General features: G+C 61.5%; 24 protein-coding genes. 20 read left to right on the top strand and 4 right to left on the bottom strand.

Annotation, left to right across the window (positions count from 1 at the left end; translation table 11 throughout):
- Window positions 1–30 precede the first annotated feature (30 nt).
- Window positions 31–1,158 (top strand): MFS transporter, encoded by a 1,128-nt coding sequence (locus BFW87_RS30090; protein WP_078743346.1) that lies wholly within the window; start codon window positions 31–33, stop codon window positions 1,156–1,158.
- 44 nt (window positions 1,159–1,202) lie between these two features.
- A complete protein-coding gene (locus tag BFW87_RS30085; RefSeq protein ID WP_139372533.1) occupies window positions 1,203–1,643 on the top strand; it encodes an MEKHLA domain-containing protein in 441 nt (146 codons plus the stop codon).
- On the opposite strand, the gene BFW87_RS30080 is transcribed toward BFW87_RS30085, so the two are convergent.
- Window positions 1,640–2,161: a DUF3087 domain-containing protein gene (locus BFW87_RS30080; protein ID WP_078743345.1), complete on the bottom strand. Its 522-nt coding sequence runs from the start codon at window positions 2,159–2,161 to the stop codon at window positions 1,640–1,642. The two genes, BFW87_RS30085 and BFW87_RS30080, sit on opposite strands and share 4 nt — an antisense overlap.
- A 117-nt stretch (window positions 2,162–2,278) precedes the next feature.
- On the opposite strand from BFW87_RS30080, the gene BFW87_RS32110 reads away from it, so the two are divergent.
- Both BFW87_RS32110 and BFW87_RS30075 read left to right on the top strand, forming a co-directional pair.
- Window positions 2,279–2,455 (top strand): hypothetical protein, encoded by a 177-nt coding sequence (locus BFW87_RS32110; RefSeq protein WP_176159846.1) that lies wholly within the window; start codon window positions 2,279–2,281, stop codon window positions 2,453–2,455.
- A 14-nt stretch (window positions 2,456–2,469) separates the two neighbouring features.
- A complete protein-coding gene (locus BFW87_RS30075; protein WP_078743356.1) occupies window positions 2,470–2,670 on the top strand; it encodes a DUF6021 family protein in 201 nt (66 codons plus the stop codon).
- Window positions 2,671–2,701: 31 nt separating this feature from the next.
- On the opposite strand, the gene BFW87_RS30070 is transcribed toward BFW87_RS30075, so the two are convergent.
- Window positions 2,702–2,938, bottom strand: a complete 237-nt coding sequence (locus BFW87_RS30070) for a DUF6555 family protein (protein ID WP_078743344.1) — start codon at window positions 2,936–2,938, stop codon at window positions 2,702–2,704.
- 120 nt (window positions 2,939–3,058) lie between these two features.
- On the opposite strand from BFW87_RS30070, the gene BFW87_RS30065 reads away from it, so the two are divergent.
- The 4 genes from BFW87_RS30065 (at window position 3,059) to BFW87_RS30050 (ending at window position 7,010) form a co-directional block, all read left to right on the top strand.
- The gene (locus BFW87_RS30065) at window positions 3,059–3,877 is read left to right on the top strand and encodes an arylamine N-acetyltransferase family protein (RefSeq protein ID WP_078743343.1); all 819 of its coding nucleotides are present in this window, start codon (window positions 3,059–3,061) and stop codon (window positions 3,875–3,877) included.
- A 104-nt stretch (window positions 3,878–3,981) separates the two neighbouring features.
- Window positions 3,982–4,329 carry a c-type cytochrome gene (locus BFW87_RS30060; protein WP_078743342.1) on the top strand — a complete coding sequence of 116 codons (348 nt, stop codon included), beginning with the start codon at window positions 3,982–3,984 and terminating at the stop codon, window positions 4,327–4,329.
- A 21-nt stretch (window positions 4,330–4,350) separates the two neighbouring features.
- A complete protein-coding gene (locus tag BFW87_RS30055) occupies window positions 4,351–5,739 on the top strand; it encodes a D-arabinono-1,4-lactone oxidase (RefSeq protein ID WP_078743341.1) in 1,389 nt (462 codons plus the stop codon).
- Window positions 5,740–5,798: 59 nt separating this feature from the next.
- Entirely contained in the window at window positions 5,799–7,010 is a 1,212-nt protein-coding gene (locus tag BFW87_RS30050) for a DSD1 family PLP-dependent enzyme (protein WP_176159848.1), read from the top strand.
- A gap of 203 nt (window positions 7,011–7,213) precedes the next feature.
- Here BFW87_RS30050 and BFW87_RS30040 read toward each other — a convergent pair whose 3' ends face one another.
- Window positions 7,214–8,155 (bottom strand): SphA family protein, encoded by a 942-nt coding sequence (locus BFW87_RS30040; protein WP_078743339.1) that lies wholly within the window; start codon window positions 8,153–8,155, stop codon window positions 7,214–7,216.
- Between the two features lie 203 nt (window positions 8,156–8,358).
- On the opposite strand from BFW87_RS30040, the gene BFW87_RS30035 reads away from it, so the two are divergent.
- Window positions 8,359–9,396, top strand: coding sequence for an AraC family transcriptional regulator (locus BFW87_RS30035; RefSeq protein ID WP_078743338.1), 1,038 nt, complete (start codon window positions 8,359–8,361; stop codon window positions 9,394–9,396).
- A gap of 59 nt (window positions 9,397–9,455) precedes the next feature.
- On the opposite strand, the gene BFW87_RS30030 is transcribed toward BFW87_RS30035, so the two are convergent.
- Window positions 9,456–9,989 (bottom strand): RNA polymerase sigma factor, encoded by a 534-nt coding sequence (locus BFW87_RS30030; RefSeq protein ID WP_078743337.1) that lies wholly within the window; start codon window positions 9,987–9,989, stop codon window positions 9,456–9,458.
- A gap of 484 nt (window positions 9,990–10,473) precedes the next feature.
- Here BFW87_RS30030 and BFW87_RS30025 point away from each other — a divergent pair, with 484 nt between their 5' ends.
- The 11 genes from BFW87_RS30025 to BFW87_RS29975 all read left to right on the top strand — a co-directional run bounded on the left by BFW87_RS30025 (window position 10,474) and on the right by BFW87_RS29975 (window position 24,572).
- The gene (locus tag BFW87_RS30025) at window positions 10,474–11,403 is read left to right on the top strand and encodes an anti-sigma factor family protein (RefSeq protein WP_254865975.1); all 930 of its coding nucleotides are present in this window, start codon (window positions 10,474–10,476) and stop codon (window positions 11,401–11,403) included.
- A gap of 51 nt (window positions 11,404–11,454) precedes the next feature.
- Entirely contained in the window at window positions 11,455–12,489 is a 1,035-nt protein-coding gene (locus BFW87_RS30020; RefSeq protein WP_078743336.1) for a catalase family peroxidase, read from the top strand.
- Between the two features lie 78 nt (window positions 12,490–12,567).
- Window positions 12,568–13,611, top strand: a complete 1,044-nt coding sequence (gene tssA / locus BFW87_RS30015) for a type VI secretion system protein TssA (protein WP_078743335.1) — start codon at window positions 12,568–12,570, stop codon at window positions 13,609–13,611.
- A gap of 38 nt (window positions 13,612–13,649) precedes the next feature.
- On the top strand, window positions 13,650–14,150 hold the full coding sequence (gene tssB / locus BFW87_RS30010; RefSeq protein ID WP_078743334.1) for a type VI secretion system contractile sheath small subunit: 501 nt from the start codon (window positions 13,650–13,652) through the stop codon (window positions 14,148–14,150).
- A 78-nt stretch (window positions 14,151–14,228) separates the two neighbouring features.
- Window positions 14,229–15,728 (top strand): type VI secretion system contractile sheath large subunit, encoded by a 1,500-nt coding sequence (gene tssC, locus BFW87_RS30005; protein WP_078743333.1) that lies wholly within the window; start codon window positions 14,229–14,231, stop codon window positions 15,726–15,728.
- Window positions 15,729–15,749: 21 nt separating this feature from the next.
- Entirely contained in the window at window positions 15,750–16,232 is a 483-nt protein-coding gene (locus BFW87_RS30000; RefSeq protein WP_078743332.1) for a type VI secretion system tube protein Hcp, read from the top strand.
- A 213-nt stretch (window positions 16,233–16,445) separates the two neighbouring features.
- On the top strand, window positions 16,446–16,964 hold the full coding sequence (tssE, locus tag BFW87_RS29995; RefSeq protein ID WP_078743331.1) for a type VI secretion system baseplate subunit TssE: 519 nt from the start codon (window positions 16,446–16,448) through the stop codon (window positions 16,962–16,964).
- Window positions 16,961–18,838 carry a type VI secretion system baseplate subunit TssF gene (tssF, locus tag BFW87_RS29990; protein ID WP_078743330.1) on the top strand — a complete coding sequence of 626 codons (1,878 nt, stop codon included), beginning with the start codon at window positions 16,961–16,963 and terminating at the stop codon, window positions 18,836–18,838. Before tssE ends, tssF begins: the two co-directional genes overlap by 4 nt.
- Window positions 18,823–19,836: a type VI secretion system baseplate subunit TssG gene (gene tssG / locus BFW87_RS29985; RefSeq protein ID WP_254865974.1), complete on the top strand. Its 1,014-nt coding sequence runs from the start codon at window positions 18,823–18,825 to the stop codon at window positions 19,834–19,836. The genes tssF and tssG overlap by 16 nt, the downstream gene beginning before the upstream one ends.
- The gene (gene tssH / locus BFW87_RS29980) at window positions 19,829–22,465 is read left to right on the top strand and encodes a type VI secretion system ATPase TssH (protein WP_078743328.1); all 2,637 of its coding nucleotides are present in this window, start codon (window positions 19,829–19,831) and stop codon (window positions 22,463–22,465) included. The genes tssG and tssH overlap by 8 nt, the downstream gene beginning before the upstream one ends.
- Before the next feature lie 145 nt (window positions 22,466–22,610).
- A complete protein-coding gene (locus BFW87_RS29975; RefSeq protein WP_078743327.1) occupies window positions 22,611–24,572 on the top strand; it encodes a type VI secretion system Vgr family protein in 1,962 nt (653 codons plus the stop codon).
- The last annotated feature ends 11 nt before the right edge of the window (window positions 24,573–24,583 follow it).

Here is a 24,583-nt window from a genome sequence, read left to right as displayed (position 1 = left end):
GACCTGAGTATTTCGGGATGTTTCAGATTTATGTCCAGCCTGGCCCAACGCACTGCTGATGTCTCTTCCCGCCGCGCCGCGCTGACCCTCGCTTTATGCCTGCCCAGTGACGTGTTGCTCTACCTTTTGCTGCCGATGGAGTCCCAGGCCTTCGGCATCACCCTGGCCCAGGCCGGGGTGTTGCTGGCCGCCAACCGCCTGGTGCGGATTTTCGGTTACCGGCATGTGCTGAACTTCTACGCGCGCAACGGCGACCGGCTGAGCTGCATGATCGCCGCCGCTGCCGCCTCGGTGTGTGCCTTGGGCAACTCAATGCTCTCGGGTTTCGCCGCGCTGCTTGTGCTACGCCTGATCTGGGGCCTGTGTTTTGCCGCGTTGAACCTGTCCACCCAAGTGCTGGCAACCGCCGAGCCCGCCGGGTCGGCGCGCCGGGCGGGGCGCTCGCGGGCGGTGATCGCCCTCGGGCCCATGCTCGCGTTGCCGCTGGGTGGCTGGCTGACGTTATGGGCGGGGCCACGCGTGATCTTCATGATTCTCGCCTGCTGCTGCCTGCTGGGCGTGTGGGCGGCGCAGGGTTTGCCCAGAACCGGCCATGATTTGCACAGCACGGGGCGCCGCTTCAAATGGCCCGACAGCGTCGCCACCTGGTCGTTTATCGAAGGTGTGGCACTGGACGGTCTGTTTATCTTTGGTCTGTCGATCCAGGCGCAGAAGATCCTCGGCGGCGACGCGGTGCTGATCGCCGGTGGCCTGATGGCCCTGCGCTACGCCTCGGAAATGCTGCTGAGCCCGTTGGGTGGCCGCGCGGCGCAGCATTTTGGCGCCACTTCGATGCTGCTGCTGTTTTCGTTTATGAGCGCCCTGGCCCTGACTGCATTTGGCAGTTACTGGGTGATTGCCGGCGCGGCGGCGGTGCTGGTGCTGCGCGCGCTGCAACTGCCGCTGGTGACCACCTTGGTGGCCGAGCGCAACCCCGGCTCGATGCGCGTATCGGCGCTGGCCTCCAATTCCGTGTGGCGCGATGTCGGTGCGGGTCTTGGGCCGTTGCTGGCGGGTTTGTTGCTGCCGGTCGCCTCGGCGCCCTGGGTATTTGGCGTGGCCGGCGCGGCCATTGCCGTGAGCGCCGTGTTCTGCTGGCGCGCAAAGGTTTCCCACTGATGGATATGAGGTCGTTTGTGTCCCTTCAAGAAAACTTCGTACACCTGCTCGATCAGTCGTATCGACACTGGACCGGCCAGGGACTGCCGGCCCCTGAACACCTTGACCCGCCACAGCGCCTGGCGTGGCTGCACAGCCAGGCGCCCTACAGTCTGTTGGCCCATGATGGCGCGGCCGACCCGCGTTTTACCTACGTGAATGACTGCGCGCTGCGCTGCTTCAAATACTCGCGCGACCGGTTTATCGGCATGCCCTCACGCTTCAGCGCCTCGGAACTCGACCGCGCCGCACGCCAGGTGCTGCTGGAGCAGGTCACCGCCAATGGCATTGCCGACGGCTACAGCGGCTGGCGGGTGGATGCGCAGGATCAGCCGTTCATGATCTACGCCGGTGTGGTCTGGACCTTGCTCGATGACGCGGGCCAGCCGTGCGGGCAGGCGGCGCTGTTCTGGCCGGAAGAGCAGCGCATCGGCGTGCTGGCTTAAGCGCTTTTTAGGCTTTCGAGCCATGCGGGGTCGAGCCGGGTTTGCTCGGTGTCGATCCCCAGCACTTGCATCTTCTGCTTGTGCGCCTCGATCTCGCCGACCAGTTGCGCCTGTGCGCTGGAGTTGGCGTCCAGCGCGTGCATTTGCGTGAGCCCCAAATGATAAAAGCGCAGCAGCTTGATGGCCGTCGGGTCGTTGGCCTGCACGCGCTCGGTGACCTTGTGCATCACATTGGTCACGCTCATCAGGCTGCGCTTGAGCTGCCAGCCATACACCGCTGGGGCAAACCACGGCTGGGTCCAGAACGGGCCGCGTACCAGCGCGAAAGTGATCAACACCCCGGCAAACACGCCACCGGCATTGAAGCGCAAGTTGTCGCCGCCAGGTTCGCCGAACAGCATCACCGCCAGGCCTGAAAGAGACATGGCCAGGGCCACGAACAGCACGGCCAGGATGACGGTGCTGCGCCGGGTCTGTTGGCGAAAGGTGACGGGGTCGCAGGGTTTGAGCTCGAACATCCGGGTCAGGTCTCAGAGTGGGCGGGGTGGCATCTTCGCATGCTTGGCGCAATCAAGTTGAACGATGGCTCACGGCGGTTTCTCTAAATCGGTGTAGACCCACTGAGGTGATTCGTCATGAGTGAATACAAACAGCCGCCGCCCGGCACCCCGGACCCTGACCGCACACCCGGCGAAGAGGAGCGTGACAACGATGCGTTACGCCCCAACGACCCGGCGGAGCGTCACGACAACGATGTGGAACGGGTCGAGGACGACCTGGAAAACCTTCACGATAAAGCCCGCCCGTTGTGAGCGAGGAGAACGCCGTGAGTAATCCCCCGCAAGGCCCGCGTTCAGGCGAGCATGGCAGCACCCGGGATGAGCTGGGCTTTGACCCGGATTCGCCCGATGTGGCCGACCCGCAGGTCGATCCGATCGGCCCGGCTATCGCGCCACTGGACAAAAAAGACAAGGATGAAGCGAAAAAAAAGCCGCCCTACGATCCGTTGGGCGACTTGAAGGGATGAACCTGAGCCCCGCCGTTGTGCGGGGCTTTGTTTATTTGGGTGCAATCCAGGTGACGTCGGTAATGCCGAACTTTTCCGCCCAGGGCCGGGTGGTTTTCTTTACCTGCTCATGACCGACGCGGCCGATGCGGCTCACGTGGGCAATGTCGGCATCAACGGCCGCCCAATGCCAGGCCTCGGCGTTGTTCATCACTTCGGCACGCACCACAAACGTTTTGGGTTGACCATGCAATTGGTAGTTAATGGTGTAGATTTTTGCGGTACTCATGTCGCCTCCCTGTCTTGTTATAGATGGATAGGCGGGCGCTCTAAAAGGTTCATTCCAAATGACAAATCCCCGGCAAGCGCGGCATAGTGATGCCTCTGTCCCGCGCTCAAGGATCGCGCCATGCCCTCTCTGACCCACCGCCAGTTGTACCTGCAGCGCCTGGGCTACGACTCGCCGCCAGCGCCGACCCTGCAAACCTTGCAGGAACTGCAGTTGCGCCATGTGTGCACCTTCGCATTTGAAAGCCTGTCGACCTTGCTGCACCAGCCTGTGCCCGTCGACTTGCCAAGCATTGAGCAAAAGGTGCTGCTCGACGGGCGCGGCGGCTACTGTTTTGAGCTGAATCACCTGTTCCTGACCTTGTTGCAGGAGCTGGGCTTCGATGCCCGCGGCCTCACGGGCTGGGTGGTGATGGGCGGGCCGCCGGACGTGCGCACCGGACGCACCCATCGGCTGAGCCTGGTGACTCTGGACGGCGTGCGCTATATCACTGATGTAGGCTTTGGCGGCATGGTGCCGAGCAGCCCGTTGCAGCTGGACACCGATGCGACCCAGCCCACGGCGCATGAGCCTTATCGGCTGACCTTCAATGAAGGCACTTACACCCTTTGGGCCCAGGTCGGCGAGGAATGGCGTGGCCTTTATGTGTTCGACTTGCAGCCGCAGGCGGATATCGACTACGAAATCGGTAACTGGTACGTGTCCACGCACCCGGCTTCGCCTTTTGTGGGCCAGTTGAAAGCAGCCTTGTTGGCACCGGGTAAACGGCACACCTTGAATGGTGCCCACTACGCGATGCACTGCCTGGACCGACCCAGTGAAAAGCGCGCAATCGAGAGCGCTGATGAGCTGGCGACTTTGCTGCAAGCCACCTTCGGCATTCGCCTGCCGACCCATCCGACATTGCGTGACGCGCTGGAGCAACTCGTCAGGGCCTGAGTGTCCGCCCAAGCCCCCTTTGTGTCCCCCAAAACCCTCAACGCCGCGTAGCCCCTGTCTTAGTGTGGAACTCAGGTTCCACACTATAAAAAGAGAGGGTGGCCATGCGCCGCATCCTGCTGTTTCTCGTGATCACGGGCCTGCTCACGGCCTGTGACAACTCCCCAAAACCACCCTCCGAACGCGTGACGGCGGCCTTGCCCGCTGACCCTGCGCTTGCCCGGGTGTACGACACCAGTTGCAAGCTGTGCCACGCCAACCCGGCATCCGGCGCGCCGCTGAGAGGCGACCGTGCGGCCTGGAGCCCGCGTGTCGCCAGAGGCGCCGACACCCTGCTGGATCACAGCATCAACGGCTACAACGGCATGCCGCCCATGGGGCTGTGCATGCAGTGTTCCGAAGAGCAGTTCCTGGCGCTGATCAGCTTTATGGCCGGTGTTGAACTCCAATAATAAGAAGAAGAGAGGTGGTGAATGGCGCTTTCACGGCGGCAACTCTTGCAACGTTCGAGCGTGGCCGGGGCCTTTTTGGCGGTGACGAGTCACCCGGTGCTGGCCCAACTGGTGCGCGCGCCGCGGCTGATCCCGTGGCGCAACTGGTCGGGGGCGCAAACGTGCCTGCCGCTGGCACGCCTGGCACCCAAGGATCTGGATGAGCTGGTTCAGGTGATACGCCAGGCGCCGGGGCAGGTCCGTCCTGTCGGCTCGGCCCATTCGTTCAGCGCGTTGGTGCCGACTGACGGCACCTTGCTGTCGTTGAGCTACTTCAACGGCCTGCTGGACCACGATCCCGCAACCTTGCAAGCCACCTTCGCCGCGGGTACGCCGATGTCACGCATGGGGCCGGCGCTCAAGGCAGTGGGACAGGCGCTGCCAAACATGGCAGACATCGATTACCAAACCTTGGCCGGCGCGATTTCCACCTCCACCCATGGCACCGGCGTGGGGTTTACCTCGTATTCGGGCTGCGTAACCGGGCTGCAATTGGTCACGGCCCAAGGCGAGGTGCTGGACTGCGACGCCTCACGTCACCCGGAGATCTTCAGCGCCGCGCGCGTGTCCCTTGGGGCGCTGGGCGTGGCTACGCGCATACGCTCGCAGAACCGCGCGCCTTATCGCCTGCGCGAACGCCAGTGGATCGCCAAGACCGAAGAACTGCTGGAAGACGTCGACAAGAACACCCGGGAGAACCAGCACTGGGAAATGCTGGTTGTCACCCATTCCGACTATGCGCTGTCCATCGCCCTCAACGAAACCACTGACCCCGAGACGCCGCCGGTGGACCCGGCCGAGGCGGGCGGCAATGAGTTCGTGACGATCATCGAGAAGCTCGACAAGTACGCCAGCGATTTCCCGGATACCCGGCGCACCTTGCTCAATAGCCTGCGTTTTTTCGCCAGTTTCGAAGACCGTGTGGCTGAGTCGTTTCAGGTCTACGCCAACGTGCGCAATGTGCGCTTCAACGAGATGGAGTACTCAGTGCCCGCCGAACACGGCCCGGCGTGCCTGCGTGAAATTCTCAAGCTGATTACCGACAAGGACCTGCGCACCTGGTTTCCCATCGAGTACCGCTACGTCAAGGCCGATAACATTCCTCTGAGCATGTTTGAAGGGCGCGACAGCTGTTCGATCTCGGTGCACCAGCACTACGCGATGGACCATCACAACTTCTTCGCCGCTGTGGAGCCGATTTTCTGGAAGTACGCCGGGCGCCCGCACTGGGGCAAATTGCACACCCTGAATGCGCGCACGTTGCAGCCGCTGTACCCGCGCTGGGAGGAATTTACCCGGGTGCGTCGCGAGCTCGACCCGAGCGGCAAATTCCTCAACGCGCACCTGTCATCCATCCTGGGAGTGGCCTGATGAATCGCCGACATTTTGTATTGGGCACCGGCGCGGTGTTGGCCGCGGGTGCCTGGCTGCTGCGCCCGAGTGATCGCGGCAGCCCCTACACCGAGTATTTCCGCACCCTCAATGCCGAGCTCAAAGCCCACGGGCCGATGCGCCCGGTGATGCTGATTGACCTGGACCGGCTGGATCACAATATCGACGTGGTGAACCAGTCAGTGAGGCGCGGCGGCAAACAGTTGCGGCTGGTCGAGAAGTCGCTGCCGTCACCGGGGTTGCTCGCGTATATCGCCAAGCGGGCGGGAACGCAGCGGTTGATGTCGTTTCATCAGCCGTTTCTGAATCACGATGCGCAGGTGTTTCCCCAGGCCGATATTTTGATCGGCAAGCCGTTGCCGGTGCGGTCCGCCGAGCTGTTTTATCAGACGCATAAAGGCGCGTTCGACCCTTCGCGGCAGTTGCAATGGTTGCTGGACACACCTGAGCGGTTGCAACAGTACCTGGCGTTGGCCCAGGGGTTGGGGACGCGGTTGCGCGTCAATATCGAACTGGACGTGGGGCTGCATCGCGGCGGCGTCAGCGATAACGTGGTGCTGGGGCAGATGCTCACGTTGATAGGTGCCAACCCGCAGCATTTGGAGTTTGCCGGGTTTATGGGCTATGACCCGTTTGTGGGCATGGGCGTGCCGGGCATTCTCGGTTCGCCGCAGGCGCTGTTTGATCAAGTGATGGTGCGTTACAACGGCTGTGTGGATTTCACCCGGCAGCAGTTTGGCCGGTTGTGGCGGGAGGGGTTGACGCTGAACACGGCGGGGAGCCCGAGCTATCGCATTCATGAGCAGGAAAAGCTCAGCACGGAGGTGTCGGTGGGTACGGCGCTGCTCAAGCCTACGCACTATGATTTGCCGTCGTTGAGTGAGCATGTGCCGGCGGCATTTATTGCCACGCCGGTGTTGAAAAGTACCGGGCCGGTGAATATTCCGGCGCTGGATGGCACGTCGCGGGTGTTCTCGTGGTGGGACCCGAACCAGCGGGAGACGTTCTTTATTTATGGGGGTAACTGGATGGCGGAATTCGAGTCACCCCGGGGGCTGCAGAGCAATGACCTGTACGGGCGCAGTTCCAACCAGGAGATGGTCAACGGCTCGTCGGCGGTGGGTTTGAACATTGAAGATCAGGTGTTTTTACGGCCGACCCAGAGCGAGTTTGTGTTGCTGCAGTTTGGGGATTTGCTGGCCGTTCGCGGTGGCAAAATCGTCGAAACCTGGCCCGTCTACAACAACTAACTGTCGATCGTTCCCACGCTCTGCGTGGGAATGCATCCTGTGACGCTCTGCGTCACCTGGCGCCGGACCTTGACTACCCGCCGATTTCGGGACGCGGAGCGTCCAGGGCGGCATTCCCACGCAGAGCGTGGGAACGATCAACAACTGACTGTCTCGGTCCAATGTAGGAGCTGGCAAGCCAGCTCCCACTGTTTCAACCGGGTTTACAGGGCGAATGGAATGGTGAGCTTGGCCCACAACATGTCACCTTCAGGGCGGTTCTTCACATCAAACTCCTTGGCCCAACGCACTTCAGCGCTGGCGTACTTGAGAAAGGTGAAGTACACCGCCGGCCCAATCGCAAACACCTGCCCGCGTACGCCGTCATTCACGTCTTCGCCATAGATGTTCACCACGGTGCGCCCGTACTGCTTATCGTCGGTGGTTTGCTTGAGGTAGTAGCCGTTGACCCCCAGGCTCAGGTTGTCGGTCACTTTGTAGCTGGCCGAATAATCGAAGTGAAAAATCTGCCCGGAGCGGTAGTCGGTGTCGTGGTTTTCTTCGTTGAAGCTGTAGGTGGTCTTGATTGACAACTCAGTGCGCTCATTTGGCATCCAGGTCGCTGAAACCAGCGGCTTGTAGGTGTAGAAATTGTTGCTGGTATTGGCCAGACGTGTGGCGTCGTATTCGCCGGTGGGCAGGGTGACTTCAACGGCAGCCGCCAGGGTCAGCTTCGGGCCCATGTCCCACAGAATGATCGGCGCCAGGGTGGTGTCGCCCATGCTTTCACGCGTGTCCGACAGGCCGAACAACGAGACCTGTTGCTTGAGGTAGGGCTGGGCAACGTAACCGCCCAATCGCCCGCCGAAAATGCGAACGGGGCTGAGGTAATCCAGGCGCGGGATGATCGCGTCGGATTTGATGCGCACGTCCGGGACCTTGCCGCCCAGCGAACTGATGTTCAGCTTGCGGGCTTCGTAATGGTTGTAATACAGGTTGAAGGCGAACATGTGGTCCGGCAGGTTGTTGACATCCAGGGGCAGGATGTAGAAACCGTCGGTGCCGGGGCCGATGTTGTCGACGCCGCCCTCGGTTGCCAGCGCCGACAGGCTGATCAGGCTCAACAACGCGAGTTGCAGCGGGTGAAGTGCACGGGTGGGGTTCATGTCTGGCCTCGTTATTATTGTTAGGGCACTGCTGACCCTAGAAATAAGCCCTCAGGGCGCAGCGGGGCAGGGTTTTGGAGGACAGATAGGGGGACTTTGCCGGACAGGTTTCACTCAGGGTGCAGCGGCTCTTGCAAGCGCCTATGATTGTCAGAATGTTTCTAAAACAAGAACTGAAGTACTCAGTCAGGAACCCGTGACACATGCAAAGGAAAGCCGTTGACCCGCAATTCGAGCTGGCGCTGGTGTCGCCGTTCCTGCTGCAAACCCTCGGGCAGGTGGTGGCGCAAAAGGGCGCCAGTGCCCAAGCCCTGTGCCGTGGTCTGGGATTTACCCTGGTGGACCTGGATGATCCGGCCCAACGTATCTCTTACCGCCAGGCCGTGGCGATGATCCAGCGTGCACTGCAAGCGTTGCCCGATCAGGGGCTGGGTTTGTGCGTGGGCCATCAAAACGTGCTGGGCACCCTGGGCCTGCTCGGCCATGTCATTTCACTGTGTAAAACCCTGCGCGATGCGTTTGCCATTGGCGAGCGGCATCAGCACACCTCTGGCGGCATCGCTACCACGCGCACCCATGAAAGCGCGCAGGAAGTGTACGTGGACGTTGAATGCCTGCTGCCTTATGCGGATGTGCAGGTGTTCGCCGCCGAGGAATTCTTCGCCAGCCTTATGGTGTATGGCCGTGCGCTGGTGGGGGCGGATTTTATGCCGCAGCGAGTCGAGTTCGTGCACGCGGCGCCATCGTATGTCACCGAGTATCAACGCCTGTTTGGCACCGATGTGCGTTTTGGCTGCCGGCACAATCGCATGGTGTTGGCGCCGCACTGGCTGGACACTCGTTTGCCCAACCATCACCCGTTGGCGCTGCGTCAGGCGCTGGATTTGCTGGAGCTGGAGAGCGCTCAGTTGCACAAGAAAATGGATCTGATCCAGGCAGTGGAACGCGCGATTTCGCGGGACTTGCAGGGTAGCCAGCTGGAGAAGGTCGCGGGTGACTTGAACATGAGCGGGCGCACCCTGCGCAGGCGTCTGACCGAGCACGGCCTGACGTTCGAAGCGCTGCTGGAACAGGTTCGGCGCGCACGGACCATGGGGTTGCTGGGTAACTCGGGGTTGTCTATCGAGCGCATCACCGAAGAGGTGGGCTATAGCGATGTGCGCAGTTTTCGGCGGGCTTTCAAACGCTGGACGGGGGTAAGCCCCAGTGCGTTTCGCGGTGACGGAGGAGGGGTGGCGTAGTCCTTCGGGTGGTCCCGTTCAGGACGCCGGTTTAGAGCGGTGGAGGCGGTTGAAAAAGGTTACGACCGAGCGCGCAAAGGTTTGCTTTTCGGCGAATCAAAAAGCGCGCCGATCGCCTGACGCGCACGGGACAGCCGGCTCATGACCGTGCCGATCGGCAAGTCGAGCATTTCGGCGGCTTCCTTGTAGCTGAAGCGCTCTACACCCACCAGCAGCATGACTTCGCGCTGGCCATCGGGGAGTTTCTCCACCGCTTCGATAATCTGCCGGTGCATCAGATCGGACTCCGGGTTGGGCGCCTCGGGGTCACTGACGGTTTCCAGAAATTCGTCATTCCAGTCCATGCGCGAGCGGCTGCGCACTTTGCGTGAACGCAGTTCGTTGATCCAGGTGGAATGGACAATCGAAAACATCCAGCTCAGCACCGAGGTGTCGGGCTGCAACTGATGGGAGCGTTCCAGTGCGCGCACGCAGGCGAGCTGAACCAGGTCTTCGGCATCGTGCTTGTCGCCGGAAATGCGCAACGCGAATGCCCACAGGCGTGGCAGCAGTTCTGGAAGCAGTGCGGGTAAGTCAGCACCGGTGATCGACATATTTCCTCTTTTTATTTCTTGATGCCTAAAATGGTGCGGTCAGGCTACGAGGTCGATACCGTAGCGGATGCCTGTGTCGCGGCGTCCTTATTGCGGTGCTGAGGCTCCTTTGGTGACGGTGAATTGTATCAAGACGCTAACAAAGTGTATCAATTTCGGTCGAATTTGAAAGGTTATTGACAGCTTATGCAGGTAGTAGGCCAATCATTCTGACAATCGTGTCAGGAAAATTACCCCTACACATAGTGAAACATATAAGATTTATTCGGCCCTGGGAATATTTTCGATTCCAGGGTGTTTTCTTAGAGTATTTGCACGTGTCACTGAGTATCCGTTGGTTGCTTTAAAGTTTTTTTGACCTGTTGCAACGTTAAAGATGATATCAATATGATGGCTTGTCGCTACCCGCTGACCGGTCAGTTCGGCTCACAAAGCCGGAAATCACACTGCAATAATTGATGAATACAAACGGAGAGATAACCCCATGGTAGCGGATGATGCCTTGCTAATGGCCTATGTTGACGGCGAGCTTTCGTCGCAACAGAACCAAGAGCTTGAGCGGCTCATAGACGCCTCGCCCGACCTGGCTCAGCGAGTCTCCCGGTTGATGGCTTCCTGCCTGCCTTATGAGGAAGCGTTTGCCCGTCAGAATCTGCCACCGGTGCCCGAGAGCCTGAAGCTCAGTATCGCGGCCCTGGCAGCGCAGCATTCGGCTGCCCGACCGGCTCAACAGACTGTTCCGACGAGCGGAGTGAACTCTGCCGATAAAGCAGACAGCGTTTTCTCGCGCCTGTTCGCGTTCTTCCAACCTAAATTTGCATGGCCTGCATTGACGTTCGTTGCCGGTGCAGCGTGTTACGCCCTCGTGCTTCAAGTGGGTGCATTTAGCGGTGCTCTCAAGCCAGGTTTCGATACGGCTGCGCCGGCCGTTGCCCAAACCTCTCCCTGGGTGCAACAAGCCGCCGCCTACCAGCATCTTTACACCCGTGAAACCGTGGCCTACGGTGCTCAGCCGCCGGAGGCGGTGACCCAGACCCTCGCTGATATCCGCCAGATCGACGGCCTGGCCCTGCGCGTTCCCGACCTGAGTTCCGCCGGCCTGACCTTCAAGCGCGTGCAACGCCTGCGTTTCAACAACAAGGCGTTGATCCAGTTGGTGTACCTGCCGGCCAACGGTGCGCCGGTTGCCTTGTGCGTAATGAAAGAGCCCAAGCCGGACCAGTCCATCGCACAACAGAGCGTCGCGCAGATGAACGTAGTAACGTGGCGTCAGTCTGAACTGGGCTACGCCCTTATCGGCGAGCCCGAAGGTGTAGACCTTAACGCCGTTGCCCGACTTGTCGCCGATCGAAGTGCTGCCCAGTTGTTTGCGGGTGTACCTGCACCGATGTGGATCGCCGCTATCCAGAGATAACATTGCCGGGGTCGGGCATTGGTTTCCAATGCCTTGATCCCAGATGGCTTGATGAAAACAACCTTCTCGCTGAAAAAACGTCATTTCTTGTCTCTTGCCGTCGCTGCTGTGGTGATCACAGGCATCGGTGCCTGGCTGTTGCCGTCCTTTTATTCGCCTTCGCCGACGGCCACGCAAATCGTCGATGAAATGGAAGCGGTGTCAGGTGGAGCGCATCCCGGGTTTCGTCGTAACCACGCCAAGGGCCAGTGCATCAGCGGCCACTTTGAAAGCAACGGTAATGCTGTAGAGATTTCTCGCGCGTCCCTGTTACAGCGTGGCAGCGTGCCGTTGATCGGTCGGTTGTCCGCCGCCGGTGGCGACCCGTCCCAGGCCGACGTACACGGCATGATTCGCAGCATGGCCCTGCGCCTGGCCGATGACGACGGCGAAACCTGGTACATGGCGATGAATTCCGTGCCGGTGTTCCCGGTCAATACGCCCGAAGGCTTGTACGAGCAGTTGCGTGCGTCGATGCCCGAATATGGCGGCAGCGGCCCCGACCCGCAAAAAATGCAGGCGTTTAAAAATACCCATCCCGAAATACGCGCGTTTGAAACCTGGCTCGCAGAGCACCCCGAAGCCTCCGGGTTTGATAACTCCACGTTCTACAGCGTCAATGCTTTCCGCATGACCGACGCTCAAGGCCACGTGCACTTCGTGCGCTGGAGCATGGTGCCTGAAACACCTTACAAGCCCATGACAACCGGCCAGTCCCGCGACCCGGACTTTCTCGCCTATGGCCTCGCCAAGCAGCTCGAGCAGGGGCCCGTGCGCTGGCACTTGATCATCACCCTGGCCGACGCTGGCGATGTGACCACCGACGCCACTCTGCGTTGGCCGCAAGGGCGCAGGCAGATTGATGCCGGCACGCTGGTCATCGACAGCCAGCAATCGCAGATAGAAGGGCCGTGCCGCGACGTGGACTTCAACCCGCTCGAGTTGCCGGACGGCATCGGGCCTTCGGATGACCCCTTGTTGATGGCGCGGGAAGCCGCCTATGCCGAATCCCATCGGCGACGCGTCGAAGAAGAAAGCGCCCATTAAGAAATTTTCCCACCGCGCGGAATAAATCGTTTCCCTCGCTTGTTCTATTCCCAGAACAACTTGAACGAGGGAAGTACGATGGGCCTGCCCACCGAAGCTCAACCACTGGATTTCACCGCGCTGGCCCAGCCTTTGGGCGAGGCTGACGCGTGCGGCCAGAATTTTGAGTACGACCCCCAGTTTCTTGAGCTGGAAGAAGAGGCCCTCGGCAAGCCCGAGGTGCAGTACGGCGACACCATCACCCAGGCCATCGAGCCAAACTGGAAGCGGGTGATGGTCCTTGCACAGCCGATGCTGGAGCGCAGCCGTGACCTGCGCCTGGCGATCTGGCTGACCCGCGCCCAACTCAATTTAAACGGTATTGCCGGCCTGGCCGCCGGTCTTGAACTGGTTCAGGCCTTGTTGGAAAACTGCTGGGACGGCTTGCACCCGCAGCTCGACCCTGACGACGATAACGACCCGCTGCTGCGCATCAATATCCTGGCGTTCCTCTGTGAGCCCACCGGTTTGCTGCGTGACGTGCTGGATACGCCGCTGATCAGTGCGCGCAGCGTGGGGTCAGTCAGCCTGCGGCAGGTTGAAGTGGCGAATGGCGAGAGAAGCGGGGACGGCGAAAACGTCAGTCTGGCGATGATCGAAGGCGCATTTGTTGAAGCCGATCCGCTTGAGCTAGTCGCCACCGAAGCCGCGCTGGCACGGGCCTTGGCGCTCAGTGTGAGCATCGAACAGCTGTTGACCGAGAAGGTCGGCGTGGGCCGCGCCATTGACCTGAGCGGCCTGGCCACCTTGCTGCGCCGCGCCGGCGACGTGATTCGCCGGCGCTTGCCGGGTGAGGCGCCGGCAGAGGCGGCGCCCGTCGCGGTTTCCGTGGCCAGCGTTGCCGCTGTCACTGTTCCGCAAGCGCCGCGCGGCGAAATCAACAACCGCGAAGACGCGCGTCAGACCATCGACCGCCTCTGCACCTATTTCCAGACACACGAACCCGCAAGCCCGGTGCCGTTTCTGCTGCAACGGGCGAAGAGCCTGATCGACAAGAATTTCATGGAATTGCTGCAAGACCTTGCTCCCGACGGTCTCGCGCAACTGGCGCTGGTCAGCGGTATTCGCAACAGCGACACCTGACCCTTTTTGTATCAACCCCACTCACTGGAGCTTTTCCTGTGGCCAAAGAAAGCAGTCAGAAGTTCATCGCTCGCAACCGGGCGCCACGCGTGCAGATCGAATACGACGTAGAAATCTACGGCGCGGAAAAAACCGTGCAATTGCCCTTCGTCATGGGCGTGTTCTCGGACCTCTCCGGCAAACCCGCAGAGCCGTTGCCGCCGGTGGCCGAGCGCAAGTTCCTGGAAGTCGATATCGACAACTTCGACGAGCGCCTCAAATCGATGAAACCGCGCGTGGCGTTCCAAGTGCCCAACACCCTGACCGGTGAAGGCAACCTGCCGGTGGAAATCACCTTTCAATCGATGGACGACTTCACCCCGGCCGCCATCGCCAGCAAGGTGCCGAGCCTCAACCAGCTGCTCATCGCACGCAGCCAATTGTCCAACCTGCTGACCTACATGGACGGCAAGGTCGGCGCCGAGGAATTGCTGGCCAAGCTGCTGGCCGATCCGACTGTGATGCAAGCCTTGAGCAGTGCGCCCAAGCCCACTGAATAACTGAATAACCGCTGCCTTCGCCGGCGCCTCGTTTGCCCCGGTACGGGGACGCTTTGCCCAAATTTTGAGGATACCGTCATGTCCACGACCCAATCTGAACAGCCAGGGCAGCTTGCCCCCGCCACGGATTTCGACGCCGGCGACTTCGCCAGCCTGCTGCAAAAAGAGTTCAAACCCAAGACCGACAAGGCCAAAGAGGCGGTAGAAACGGCGGTGCGCACCCTGGCTGAACAGGCGTTGCACGGCACCAACCTGATGCCCAACGACGTGCTCGGCACCATCGAAGGCCTGATCGCGGCGCTTGACCAAAAGCTCACCGAGCAGGTCAACCACATCCTGCACCACGAGGAATTCCAGGGCGTGGAAAGCGCCTGGCGCGGTCTGCATTACCTGGTCAATAACACCGAGACCGACGAGACCCTGAAAATCCGCGTGATGAACATTTCCAAGAATGAAGTGCACAAGACATTGCGCAAGTTCAAGGGTGTGGCCTGGGACCAGAGCCCGATCTTCAAGAAGCTCTATGAAGAAGAATACGGTCAGTTCGGCGGCGAGCCCTACGGCGCATTCGTCGCGGATTACTACTTCAACAACAGCGCCCCGGATGTGGAACTGCTGACCCAGATGGCCCGCGTCAGCGCTGCGGCGCACTGCCCGCTGATCACCGCCGCCGACCCGAGCGTGATGCTGATGGAGTCGTGGCAGGAACTGGCGAACCCGCGCGACCTGACCAAGATCTTCCAGACCCCTGAGCACGCCGCCTGGCGCAGCTTCCGCGCCAGTGAAGACTCGCGCTACGTGGGCCTGGCCATGCCGCGCTTCCTGTCCCGTGCCCCTTACGGCGCCAAGACCAACCCGGTGGAAGAATTCGACTTCGAAGAAACCACCGACGCCGCCGGCGCCAAGGATTTCACCTGGGCCAACGCCGCGTACGCCATGGCGGTGAACATCAACCGTTCGTTCAAACACTACGGCTGGTGCTCGCAGATTCGCGGCATCGAATCCGGCGGTGTGGTGGAAGGGCTGCCAGTGCACACCTTCCCGACCGATGACGGCGGTGTCGACATGACCTGCCCGACCGAAATCGCCATCAGCGACCGCCGCGAAGCGGAACTGGCGAAGAACGGTTTCATGCCGCTGGTGCACAAAAAGAACAGCGACCTGGCCGCGTTTATCGGCGCGCAATCGATGCACAAACCGGCCGAATACGACGACCCGGACGCTACCGCCAACGCCAACCTGGCCGCGCGCCTGCCGTACCTGTTTGCCACCTGCCGTTTCGCCCATTACTTGAAGTGCATCGTGCGCGACAAGATCGGCTCGTTCAAAGAACGCGAGGACATGCAGGTGTGGCTCAACAACTGGATCGGCCGTTACGTGGAACACAACCCGGCCACTGCCACTGATGCCGACAAGGCGCGCAAGCCGCTGGCTGGCGCTGAAGTGGTCGTCGAAGAAATCGAAGGCAACCCCGGCTACTACGGCGCCAAGTTCTTCCTGCGCCCGCACTACCAGCTTGAAGGCCTGACCGTGTCCCTGCGCCTGGTCTCCAAGCTGCCGTCCACCAAATCCAACTGATCAACCTGAAAGGTAACGACCATGATCCTGCTTAACTTCAAAGGCACCCAAATCAAGGGCACTTCCACCGTCGACGCGCACAAGGACTGGATCACCATCGACGCGATCCAGATGGGCGTTGGCCGTGCCATTTCCATCAGCGGTGGGGGTACTGACCGCGACACCAGCAACCCGTCGTTCTCGGAAATCTCGATGACCAAGGCCACCGACCTGGCCTCGGCGGACCTGTTCATGCAAGCCGTGTGCGGCAAGAGCCTGGGCGATGCCGAAATCCACTTCATCCAGACCGGCGGCCCGGACAAGAAGCAACAGGTGTTCCTCAAGCTGATCCTTGGCGAAGCGATCATCAGCTCCTACTCCGCCAGCAGTAACGGCGAGCGCCCGAGCGAAACCTTCTCCATCAACTTCACCACCATCAGCTACGAGTACGACTCCTTCACCGGCGACACCGTGATCACTGGCACGCCGAAGAAGTGGGACCTGGAGAAGAACCAGAAGATCTGATTCTGGCCTGGCTTGGTGTGGCGGGTGGCAACCGGGACTTTTGTGGCGAGCGGGCTTGCCCCGCGTTGGGCTGCGCAGCAGCCCCAAACCTGCCACCGCAATCTGTCTGGAAGTGCGCGGTGGCCTTATTGGGGCCGCTTCGCAGCCCAACGCGGGGCAAGCCCGCTCGCCACAGCAAGCCTGCTCACCGCAACATGATGGAGTGCTGATTTTATGGCTGAGCTCACCAGTCGCGAACGCTTGCAACCGTCCTTGCTCGATCGCCTGAGCGATGACGACACCGAACACGCCGTGGAGCCGCGCGACAAACGTGTTTTGTCGATGCGCGGCCTGCGCAAGGCGGTGTTGCGTGACCTGGGGTGGCTGCTCAACAGCACCAGCCTGGGCAGCTTTCGCGACCTCAGTGCTCATCCTTTGGCCGGGCAATCGGTCATCAATTTTGGTTTGCCGGACCTTGCCGGCAAGACCGCCGCGGGTCTGGACCGTGAAGAGCTTGCGCGGCGCATCCGCCAGGCGATCTGGGATTTCGAACCGCGGATTTTACGTGACAGCGTCCGGGTGGTGCCGGTTGCCCCTGCAGGCAATGCGGCCAGCCCTAACCAGATGGCTTTTGAAATTCATGGTGAACTCTGGGGCCAACCGTTGCCCGAGCGCCTGTACCTGAAGACCGAACTCGACCTGGAAGCAGGCGAGGCCAGGGTCTTCGATATCGAGACAAGGGACGTGCGGTGAACGCCAAACTGCTGCGCTATTACGAACGTGAACTGGCTCACCTGCGCGAAGTCGGCGGTGAATTCGCCCGCGATTACCCCAAAGTCGCCGGTCGCCTGGGGCTGGAAACCTACGCCTGCGCCGACCCTTATGTGGAACGGCTGCTGGAGGGGTTCAGCTTTCTGGCGGCGCGGGTGCAGCTGAAAATCGACGCTGAATTTCCGCGTTTTACCAACCACCTGCTCGAACTGGTTTACCCGCAATACCTCGCGCCCACGCCATCGATGGCGGTGGTGCAGTTGCAGCCGGACATGAGCGAAGGCAGCCTCGCCGCCGGTTTCAAGGTGGCCCGCAACACCGCACTGCACAGCCAACTCGGCAAGGGCGATCAGACCGCCTGCGAATTTCGCACGGCCCACGACGTGACCCTGTGGCCGGTCGAGCTGGTGGAGGCGCGCTATTTTGCCTGTGGCGCACAAGTCGCTGGCGTCGACCTGTCACGCCTCGGCGGGGTCAAGGCGGCGCTGCGCCTGCGATTACGCGTTGGCGCCGGGCTGACCTTCAGCGACCTGGCGCTCGACAACCTGCCGCTGCATATTCGTGGCGGCGAAGCCATGCCCTCGCGCATCCTCGAACAACTGCTGGCCCAAGCGGCGGGTGTGTTGGTGATGCCGGTGCAAGAGCATGTGGACTGGCACCAGTTCCTGCCCAAAAGCGCGATTCGAAGCGTTGGCTACAGCGACAGCGAAGCCTTGCTGCCCAGCGGTTCGCGTTCGTTCCAGGGCTATCGGCTGTTGCAGGAATACTTCGCCATGCCCCAGCGCTTCATGTTTGCCGACGTAGCGGGGTTGGCAAACAGCGTGAGCCGCTGCGCCGCCGAACAACTGGACATCATCGTGTTGTTCAAGAAACTTGACCCGGTGCTGGAACAGAGCCTCAGCGCGGCCAACTTCGGGCTGTATTGCACGCCGGCAATCAACCTGTTTCCGATGCGCACCGAGCGCGTGCACCTCTCGGACCAGCAATCGGAATACCACGTGATCCCTGACCGCACGCGGCCGATGGATTACGAGATCTACCAGATTGAAGGCGTCACCGGCTACGGCAGCGGCGCCGAGGCCAGCCAGACGTTTGAATCGTTTTACCGTGCCAATGACTTGCATGCGCGCACGCCGCCCAACGCCTTTTACCAGGTGCGCCGCGATGCGCGGGTGCTTTCCGAACAGCAACGGCGCCAGGGCCCGCGCTCCAGCTACATCGGCAGCGAATTGTTTTTGTCTTTGGTAGACGCCCAGGAAGCCCCGCACCGCAGTGACTTGCGCCAGTTGGGCATCGACACGCTGTGCAGCAACCGCGACTTGGTATTGAGCATGCCGGTGGGCAGCGGCCGGACCGATTTCACGGTCGAGTCCGGCGCCCCGGTGCAGTCGGTGCGCTGCGTGGCGGGGCCAACCGTACCCGCGCCGTCGTTTGCCGAGGGCGAGACGGCGTGGCGGCTGGTCAGCCATTTGTCACTCAACTATTTGTCGCTGCTGGACCAGGACAAGGAGCAGGGCGCCAGCGCGTTGCGCGACCTGCTGCGCCTGTATTGCCGCATCGACGACGAAGCCGCGCACAAGCAGATTCAAGGCCTGCGTTCGGTCAGCGCCGAAAGCATTGTGCGGCGCCTGCCGCTGCCGGGGCCGATCACCTACGGGCGTGGCTTGCAGATCAGCGTGACCCTGGACGAATCGGCCTTTGAAGGCGCCGGGGTGTTTGTGCTGGGCTCGGTGCTGGAGCAGTTTTTCGCCAAGTACGTGTCGCTCAATTCTTTCACCGAAACGCTGATCAAAAGCACGGCGCGCGGCGTGATCATGCAGTGGCCGGCGCGGGTGGGCAGATGCGAGATCCTCTGAGTCTGCTCAGCGAACTGGAAGCGCATCCCGGGCGCTTTGATTTCTATGGCGCATTGCGTCAGCTGGAGTGCGCCTTCCCGCAGTTGCCGCGCATCGGCCAGGCCGCGCGCCCGGCGGATGAAGCCGTGCGTTTCGGCCAGCAGCCGTCATTGGCGTTCGAGCCGGCGATGATCGCCGCGCTCAAACCAGGCGTTACACCCAAGCTGCTGCTGAATTTCTTCGGCCTGATGGGTGCCAATGGCCCGCTGCCGATTCACCTCACCGAATACATCCGCGACCGCCAGCGTAACCTGAACGACCCGACGCTGGCAGCGTTCTGCGACGTGTTCCACCACCGCATGATCAGCCTGTTCTACCGCGCGTGGGCCAGTGCCCAGCCTGCGGTGAGCCTGGACCGGCCGGGGGCGGATCGCTTTGCGCAATACCTTGGCTCGTTGATTGGCATCGGCCAGTCGTCCTTGCTCAATCGCAACGCGGTGCCGGACGTGGCCAAGCTGCACTTTGCCGGGCGCCTCGGGCCGCAGACGCGCAATGCCGAGGGGTTGGCGGCGCTGCTCACCGACTACCTCGGCGTGCCGGTGCAGGTCGAACAGTTTGTCGGCCACTGGATGACCTTGCCCGCCGATGGCCTGTGCGCCTTGCGCAGCGGCCCTGATGCCGCCGTGCTGGGCCAGACCACCGTGATGGGCAAGAAAGTCTGGAACACCCAGCACAAATTTCGCTTGTTGATCGGCCCGCTGGACCTCGCGCAAACCCGTCGCCTGTTGCCCGGCGGCGACAGCCTGCAACGCGTGCAGGACTGGGTGCGCCAGTACGTCGGCCTGGCGATGGACTGGGACGTCAACCTGATCGTTAAAAAAGACCAACTGCCCGGCTTGCGGCTCGGTTCCGCGCCATTGGGCTGGACCAGTTGGCTGAGCAGCAAAGCCCCTGAAAACGATGATCGGCAATTGCTGATCAACCCTCGCATTTCTTCTCAAGGACCTGCCCATGGCTGATATCAGTCGCGTCGCGCTTTTCGGCAAACTCAACAGCCTGTGCTACCGGGCCATCGAAAGCAGTACCGTGTTCTGCAAGATGCGCGGCAACCCCTATGTGGAGTTGGTGCACTGGTTGCAGCAGATCCTGCAACTGACCGATTCGGACCTGCTGCGGCTGATCCGCCATTACGGCATCGACCCGGCGGTATTGGCCCGCGACTTGACCGCGGCGCTCGACCGTTTGCCGCGCGGCTCGACATCGGTCACCGACCTGTCTTCGCAAGTGGAAGAAGCCGTCGAACGCGCCTGGGTCTACGCGACCCTGATGCTCGGTGAATCCCAGGTACGCTCCGGCCATTTACTGCTGGCGTTGCTGAAAACCCCGAGCCTGCGCAATGGCTTGTATGGCGTGTCCCGCGAGTTCAACAAGGTCGGCATCGACGACTTGAGCGAGCAGTTTGGCGCGTTGCTCAACGATTCCCCGGAAGCGCAGATGACCGCCAGCGATGGCTTCCAGGTGCCCGGCGAGGACGCAGGTGCCCTGGCTCCGGCGGCGATGGGCAAGCAGGAAGCCCTCAAACGCTTCACGGTGGACCTCACCGAGCAGGCGCGCAGCAGCAAGATGGACCCTATCGTCGGCCGCGACGAAGAGATCCGTCAGGTGATCGACATCCTCATGCGCCGCCGCCAGAACAATCCGATTCTGGTGGGCGAGGCGGGCGTCGGCAAAACCGCCGTGGTTGAAGGTTTCGCCCAGCGCATTGCCCGTGGCGACGTGCCGCCCAGCCTGAAAGATGTGCAGTTGCTGGCCCTTGACGTCGGCCTGTTGCAGGCCGGTGCGAGCATGAAGGGCGAGTTCGAACAACGCCTGCGCTCGGTGATTGATGAAGTGCAGGCCAGCGTCAAACCGATCGTGCTGTTTATCGATGAAACCCACACCCTGGTCGGCGCGGGTGGTGCCGCCGGCACTGGTGATGCGGCCAACCTGCTCAAGCCTGCGCTGGCGCGTGGCACCTTGCGCACGGTGGGCGCGACCACCTTTGCCGAGTACAAAAAACACATCGAAAAAGACCCCGCGCTAACCCGGCGTTTCCAGACCGTGCAGGTCGACGAACCCGACGAAGCCCGGGCTTTGCTGATGCTGCGCGGCATTGCCGAAACCATGCAGAACCACCACCAGGTGCACATCCTCGATGCTGCGCTGGAGGCGGCGGTGCGCTTGTCCAACCGCTATATTCCGGCGCGCCAGTTGCCGGACAAGGCGGTCAGCCTGATTGATACAGCCTGCGCCCGCGTCGCCATCAGCTTGCACGCTACGCCAGCCGAGGTGGACGACAGCCGTCGGCGCATTGAGTCCCTGGAAACCGAGCTGGCGATTATCGAGCGCGAAACCGCCATTGGCGTAGAAACCGCCAGCCGTCGTGTGTCGGTAGAAACCTTGCTGGCAGCCGAGCGTGAACGTCTGGATGACGTCGAAGGGCGCTGGGACAACGAGCTCGCACTGGTGGAGCAGATTCAGCGTTTGCGCAGCCAGTTGGCCGATTCCAGCGACCGCGAAGCCGGGCTGGTCGAGCTGCGCCAGTTGCAGGACGAACTTGTGGCGCAGCAGGGCGAACACCCGCTGGTGCTGATCAGTGTCGACGAACAGGCCGTCGCCTCGGTGGTGCAGGACTGGACCGGCATCCCGGTGGGCCGCATGGTCAAGAATGAAATCGAAAACGTGCTGCGCCTGGCCGACCGTCTGGGCCAGCGCATCATCGGCCAGAACCACGCGCTGGAGATGATCGCGCGGCGCATCCAGACCTCCCGCGCCGGGCTCGACAACCCCGGCAAACCGGTGGGTGTGTTTATGCTCGCGGGCACCTCCGGCGTGGGCAAGACCGAGACGGCATTGGCGCTGGCCGAGTCGCTGTATGGCGGCGAACAGAACGTCATCACCATCAACATGAGCGAGTACCAGGAGGCGCATACCGTCTCCACCTTGAAGGGCGCGCCACCCGGCTACGTGGGGTATGGCGAAGGCGGGGTGCTCACCGAAGCGGTGCGACGCAAGCCTTACAGCGTGGTGCTGCTGGACGAAGTGGAGAAGGCCCACCCGGATGTGCACGAGCTGTTTTTTCAGGTGTTCGACAAGGGCTGGATGGAAGACGGTGAAGGCCGGATCATCGACTTCAAGAATACCCTGATCCTGCTCACCACCAACGCCGGCACCCAGCTGATCAGCCGCCTGTGCCGTGACCCGCAGACCATGCCCGCACCGGACGATATTGCCAAGGCGCTGCGCGAGCCGCTGCTGGAAGTGTTCCCGCCAGCCTTGCTCGGGCGCCTGGTGGTGATCCCGTATTACCCGCTCAGCGACGCCATGCTCGGCAGCATCATTCGCCTGCAACTGGGGCGTATCGAAAAACGCATCGCCGATAACCACAAGATCCCGTTCACCTACAGCGACGAGGTGGTGCACCTGATCGCCAGCCGCTGCACGGAGCTTGAAAGCGGCGGGCGGATGATCGACGCGATCCTGACCAACTCGATGTTGCCGGCAATCAGCACCGAGTTTCTCAACCGCTTGCTGCTGGGTACGCCGGCGACCCAGGTGCAGGTGGGCGTTGAGGGCGGTGAGTTTACGTACGGGTTTGAGGCGCACTAACACCCTCACGTCACGAGGTCGATAAACCCTTCTGTGGAATAAATCCGCTCGCCTGACTGTTCTGTCCAGGTGAGCGGACTGATCGCGCGTAGCTCGGACGGCCTGGACAGCATTTTCCATTTGCCTTGCAGGTAGAACAACAACGATGGCGACTCTTCAACAGCACCGCGAAATACAAGTGACCAGCGTACTCGGCACCGATGTGCTGCTGTTTCGGCGTATGCAGGCCAGCGAGGGTCTGTCGCAGCTCAGCGAATACCACCTGGAGCTGTACAGCGAGCGCGCTGACCTGAAAATCGACGACCTGCTGGCCACGCAAATGACCGTGGCGGTTGACTTGCCCAAGGGCGGCAGCCGCTATTTCAGCGGGCATGTCAGCCACTTTTCGTTCAGCACGCGGCAGGGGCGTTACTGCACTTACAAAGCCGTGCTGCGGCCGTGGCTGTGGTTTTTGACACTGGCCAGCGACTGCCGGATCTTCCAGGAACTCAGCGTGCCGGACATCCTCAAGCAGGTGTTTGCGCCCTACAGCATCGCCGATGTCGACACTTCGGGCCTGAGTGCCAGTTACAAACCATTGACCTACTGCGTGCAGTATCGCGAGAGCGATTTCAATTTCGTCAGCCGCCTGATGGAGCAGGAGGGCATCTACTACTACTTCAAGAGCGCCGCCGGGCGTCACACCCTGGTGCTGGCGGACTCTTACGGCGCCCATTCACCGGCGCCGGGCTATGCGCAAATTCGCTTCATGCCGGCCGAAGACCACGCAATGCGCGAAAGCGAAGTGATCTACGACTGGCGCATGGGCGGCGATGTGGAGCCGGGCGGCTACACTCTGCAGGATTTCGACTTCGAAAAACCCACCGCCAACCTGCTGGCCAAATCCACCCTGGCCGGCAGCTACCCGCAGTCGCGGCATGAGCGGTACGACTACCCGGGCAAGTACATCGAGCGCAAAAGCGGTGAAAACTACGCGCGCACGCTGATTGAATCCCTGCATACCGGCACCCAGCGCGTCACCGGCGCCACCCGCGCGCGTGGCTTGTTTCCCGGCGCGTTACTGACCTTGACCGAACACCCGCGCAGCGAGCAGAACGCGCAGTTCCTGTTGCTGGAAGCGCGTTACTCGCTGTCGTCCGACACTTATGAGCCCACCCCGCCGGCCGAACCCGCACCGGTACTCAGTTGCGAGTTTGTTGCGCTGTCGCGCCAACAACAATTCCGCGCGCCGTGTGTGTCGCGCAAGCCGCTGATGCAGGGCCCGCAGACCGCCATGGTGGTGGGCAAGCAGGGTGAAGAAATCTGGACCGACAAATACGGCCGCATCAAGGTGCAGTTCCACTGGGACCGCGAGGGCAAGCGCGACGAAAACAGTTCGTGCTGGATTCGCGTGGCGCAGAGCTGGGCCGGCAAGCGTTGGGGCGCGCTCTATACCCCGCGTATCGGCCAGGAGGTGGTGGTCAGCTTTCTTGAAGGTGACCCCGACCAGCCTATTGTGACCGGCAGTGTGTACAACGCCGACACCATGCCACCGTATTCACTGCCGGAAAATGCCACGCGCTCGACCCTCAAAAGCAATTCGTCCAAAGGTGGCGGTGGCTATAACGAGCTGCGTTTCGAAGACAAGAAAGGCTCGGAGCAGGTGTTCCTGCACGCCCAGAAAAACCTCGACCAGCGCGTACTCAAGGACTCGCTGGACTGGGTTGGCGGTGACCGCCACTCCAAGGTCGACAAAGACCTGCGCGAGAAAGTCGGTGGCGATCGGCATTCGTCGGTGGGCGGCCATCGCAATGAAAAAGCCACGGGCGATGTGTCGATGGCGGCCGGCGCCAACATGATCATCAACGGTGGCCTGAAAACCGGCATCACCGCCGGCATCGACACCTACATCAAGGGCGGCATGAACGTGGTGATCGAGGCGGGGGCGACCATCACGCTCAAGGTCGGCTCGACATTCCTGACCCTCACCCCGGCCATGATCGTGGCCTCGATCATCCCGCTGCCACTGCCCGAAGCCGCCTCGGCGGCGCAAGCCCTGGCCCTGACGGCCGCCACCGGACCTGCCGGCACGCCGCTGCCGCCAAAGGAAGCCGACGATGGCAAGTAACTTTTTCTGGA

It is taken from the genome of Pseudomonas fluorescens, from assembly GCF_002022275.1.
GTDB lineage: Bacteria > Pseudomonadota > Gammaproteobacteria > Pseudomonadales > Pseudomonadaceae > Aquipseudomonas > Aquipseudomonas fluorescens_AJ.
The sequence above is the reverse complement of the archived record's forward strand: the minus strand, read 5'-3'. Positions and strand labels throughout refer to the sequence as shown.

What these genes read in the sequence shown, in the direction of transcription:
- tssA (WP_078743335.1), top strand. Translation starts at nt 12,568, where the DNA reads ATGGGCCTGCCCACCGAAGCTCAACCACTGGATTTCACCGCGCTGGCC.
- BFW87_RS30090 (WP_078743346.1), top strand. Translation starts at nt 31, where the DNA reads ATGTCCAGCCTGGCCCAACGCACTGCTGATGTCTCTTCCCGCCGCGCC.
- BFW87_RS30025 (WP_254865975.1), top strand. Translation starts at nt 10,474, where the DNA reads ATGGTAGCGGATGATGCCTTGCTAATGGCCTATGTTGACGGCGAGCTT.
- BFW87_RS30020 (WP_078743336.1), top strand. Translation starts at nt 11,455, where the DNA reads ATGAAAACAACCTTCTCGCTGAAAAAACGTCATTTCTTGTCTCTTGCC.
- tssE (WP_078743331.1), top strand. Translation starts at nt 16,446, where the DNA reads ATGGCTGAGCTCACCAGTCGCGAACGCTTGCAACCGTCCTTGCTCGAT.
- tssG (WP_254865974.1), top strand. Translation starts at nt 18,823, where the DNA reads ATGCGAGATCCTCTGAGTCTGCTCAGCGAACTGGAAGCGCATCCCGGG.
- tssH (WP_078743328.1), top strand. Translation starts at nt 19,829, where the DNA reads ATGGCTGATATCAGTCGCGTCGCGCTTTTCGGCAAACTCAACAGCCTG.
- BFW87_RS30070 (WP_078743344.1), bottom strand. Translation starts at nt 2,938, where the DNA reads ATGAGTACCGCAAAAATCTACACCATTAACTACCAATTGCATGGTCAA.
- BFW87_RS30040 (WP_078743339.1), bottom strand. Translation starts at nt 8,155, where the DNA reads ATGAACCCCACCCGTGCACTTCACCCGCTGCAACTCGCGTTGTTGAGC.
- BFW87_RS32110 (WP_176159846.1), top strand. Translation starts at nt 2,279, where the DNA reads ATGAGTGAATACAAACAGCCGCCGCCCGGCACCCCGGACCCTGACCGC.
- BFW87_RS30030 (WP_078743337.1), bottom strand. Translation starts at nt 9,989, where the DNA reads ATGTCGATCACCGGTGCTGACTTACCCGCACTGCTTCCAGAACTGCTG.
- tssC (WP_078743333.1), top strand. Translation starts at nt 14,229, where the DNA reads ATGTCCACGACCCAATCTGAACAGCCAGGGCAGCTTGCCCCCGCCACG.
- BFW87_RS30055 (WP_078743341.1), top strand. Translation starts at nt 4,351, where the DNA reads ATGGCGCTTTCACGGCGGCAACTCTTGCAACGTTCGAGCGTGGCCGGG.
- BFW87_RS30065 (WP_078743343.1), top strand. Translation starts at nt 3,059, where the DNA reads ATGCCCTCTCTGACCCACCGCCAGTTGTACCTGCAGCGCCTGGGCTAC.
- BFW87_RS30000 (WP_078743332.1), top strand. Translation starts at nt 15,750, where the DNA reads ATGATCCTGCTTAACTTCAAAGGCACCCAAATCAAGGGCACTTCCACC.
- BFW87_RS29975 (WP_078743327.1), top strand. Translation starts at nt 22,611, where the DNA reads ATGGCGACTCTTCAACAGCACCGCGAAATACAAGTGACCAGCGTACTC.
- BFW87_RS30080 (WP_078743345.1), bottom strand. Translation starts at nt 2,161, where the DNA reads ATGTTCGAGCTCAAACCCTGCGACCCCGTCACCTTTCGCCAACAGACC.
- BFW87_RS30060 (WP_078743342.1), top strand. Translation starts at nt 3,982, where the DNA reads ATGCGCCGCATCCTGCTGTTTCTCGTGATCACGGGCCTGCTCACGGCC.
- BFW87_RS30035 (WP_078743338.1), top strand. Translation starts at nt 8,359, where the DNA reads ATGCAAAGGAAAGCCGTTGACCCGCAATTCGAGCTGGCGCTGGTGTCG.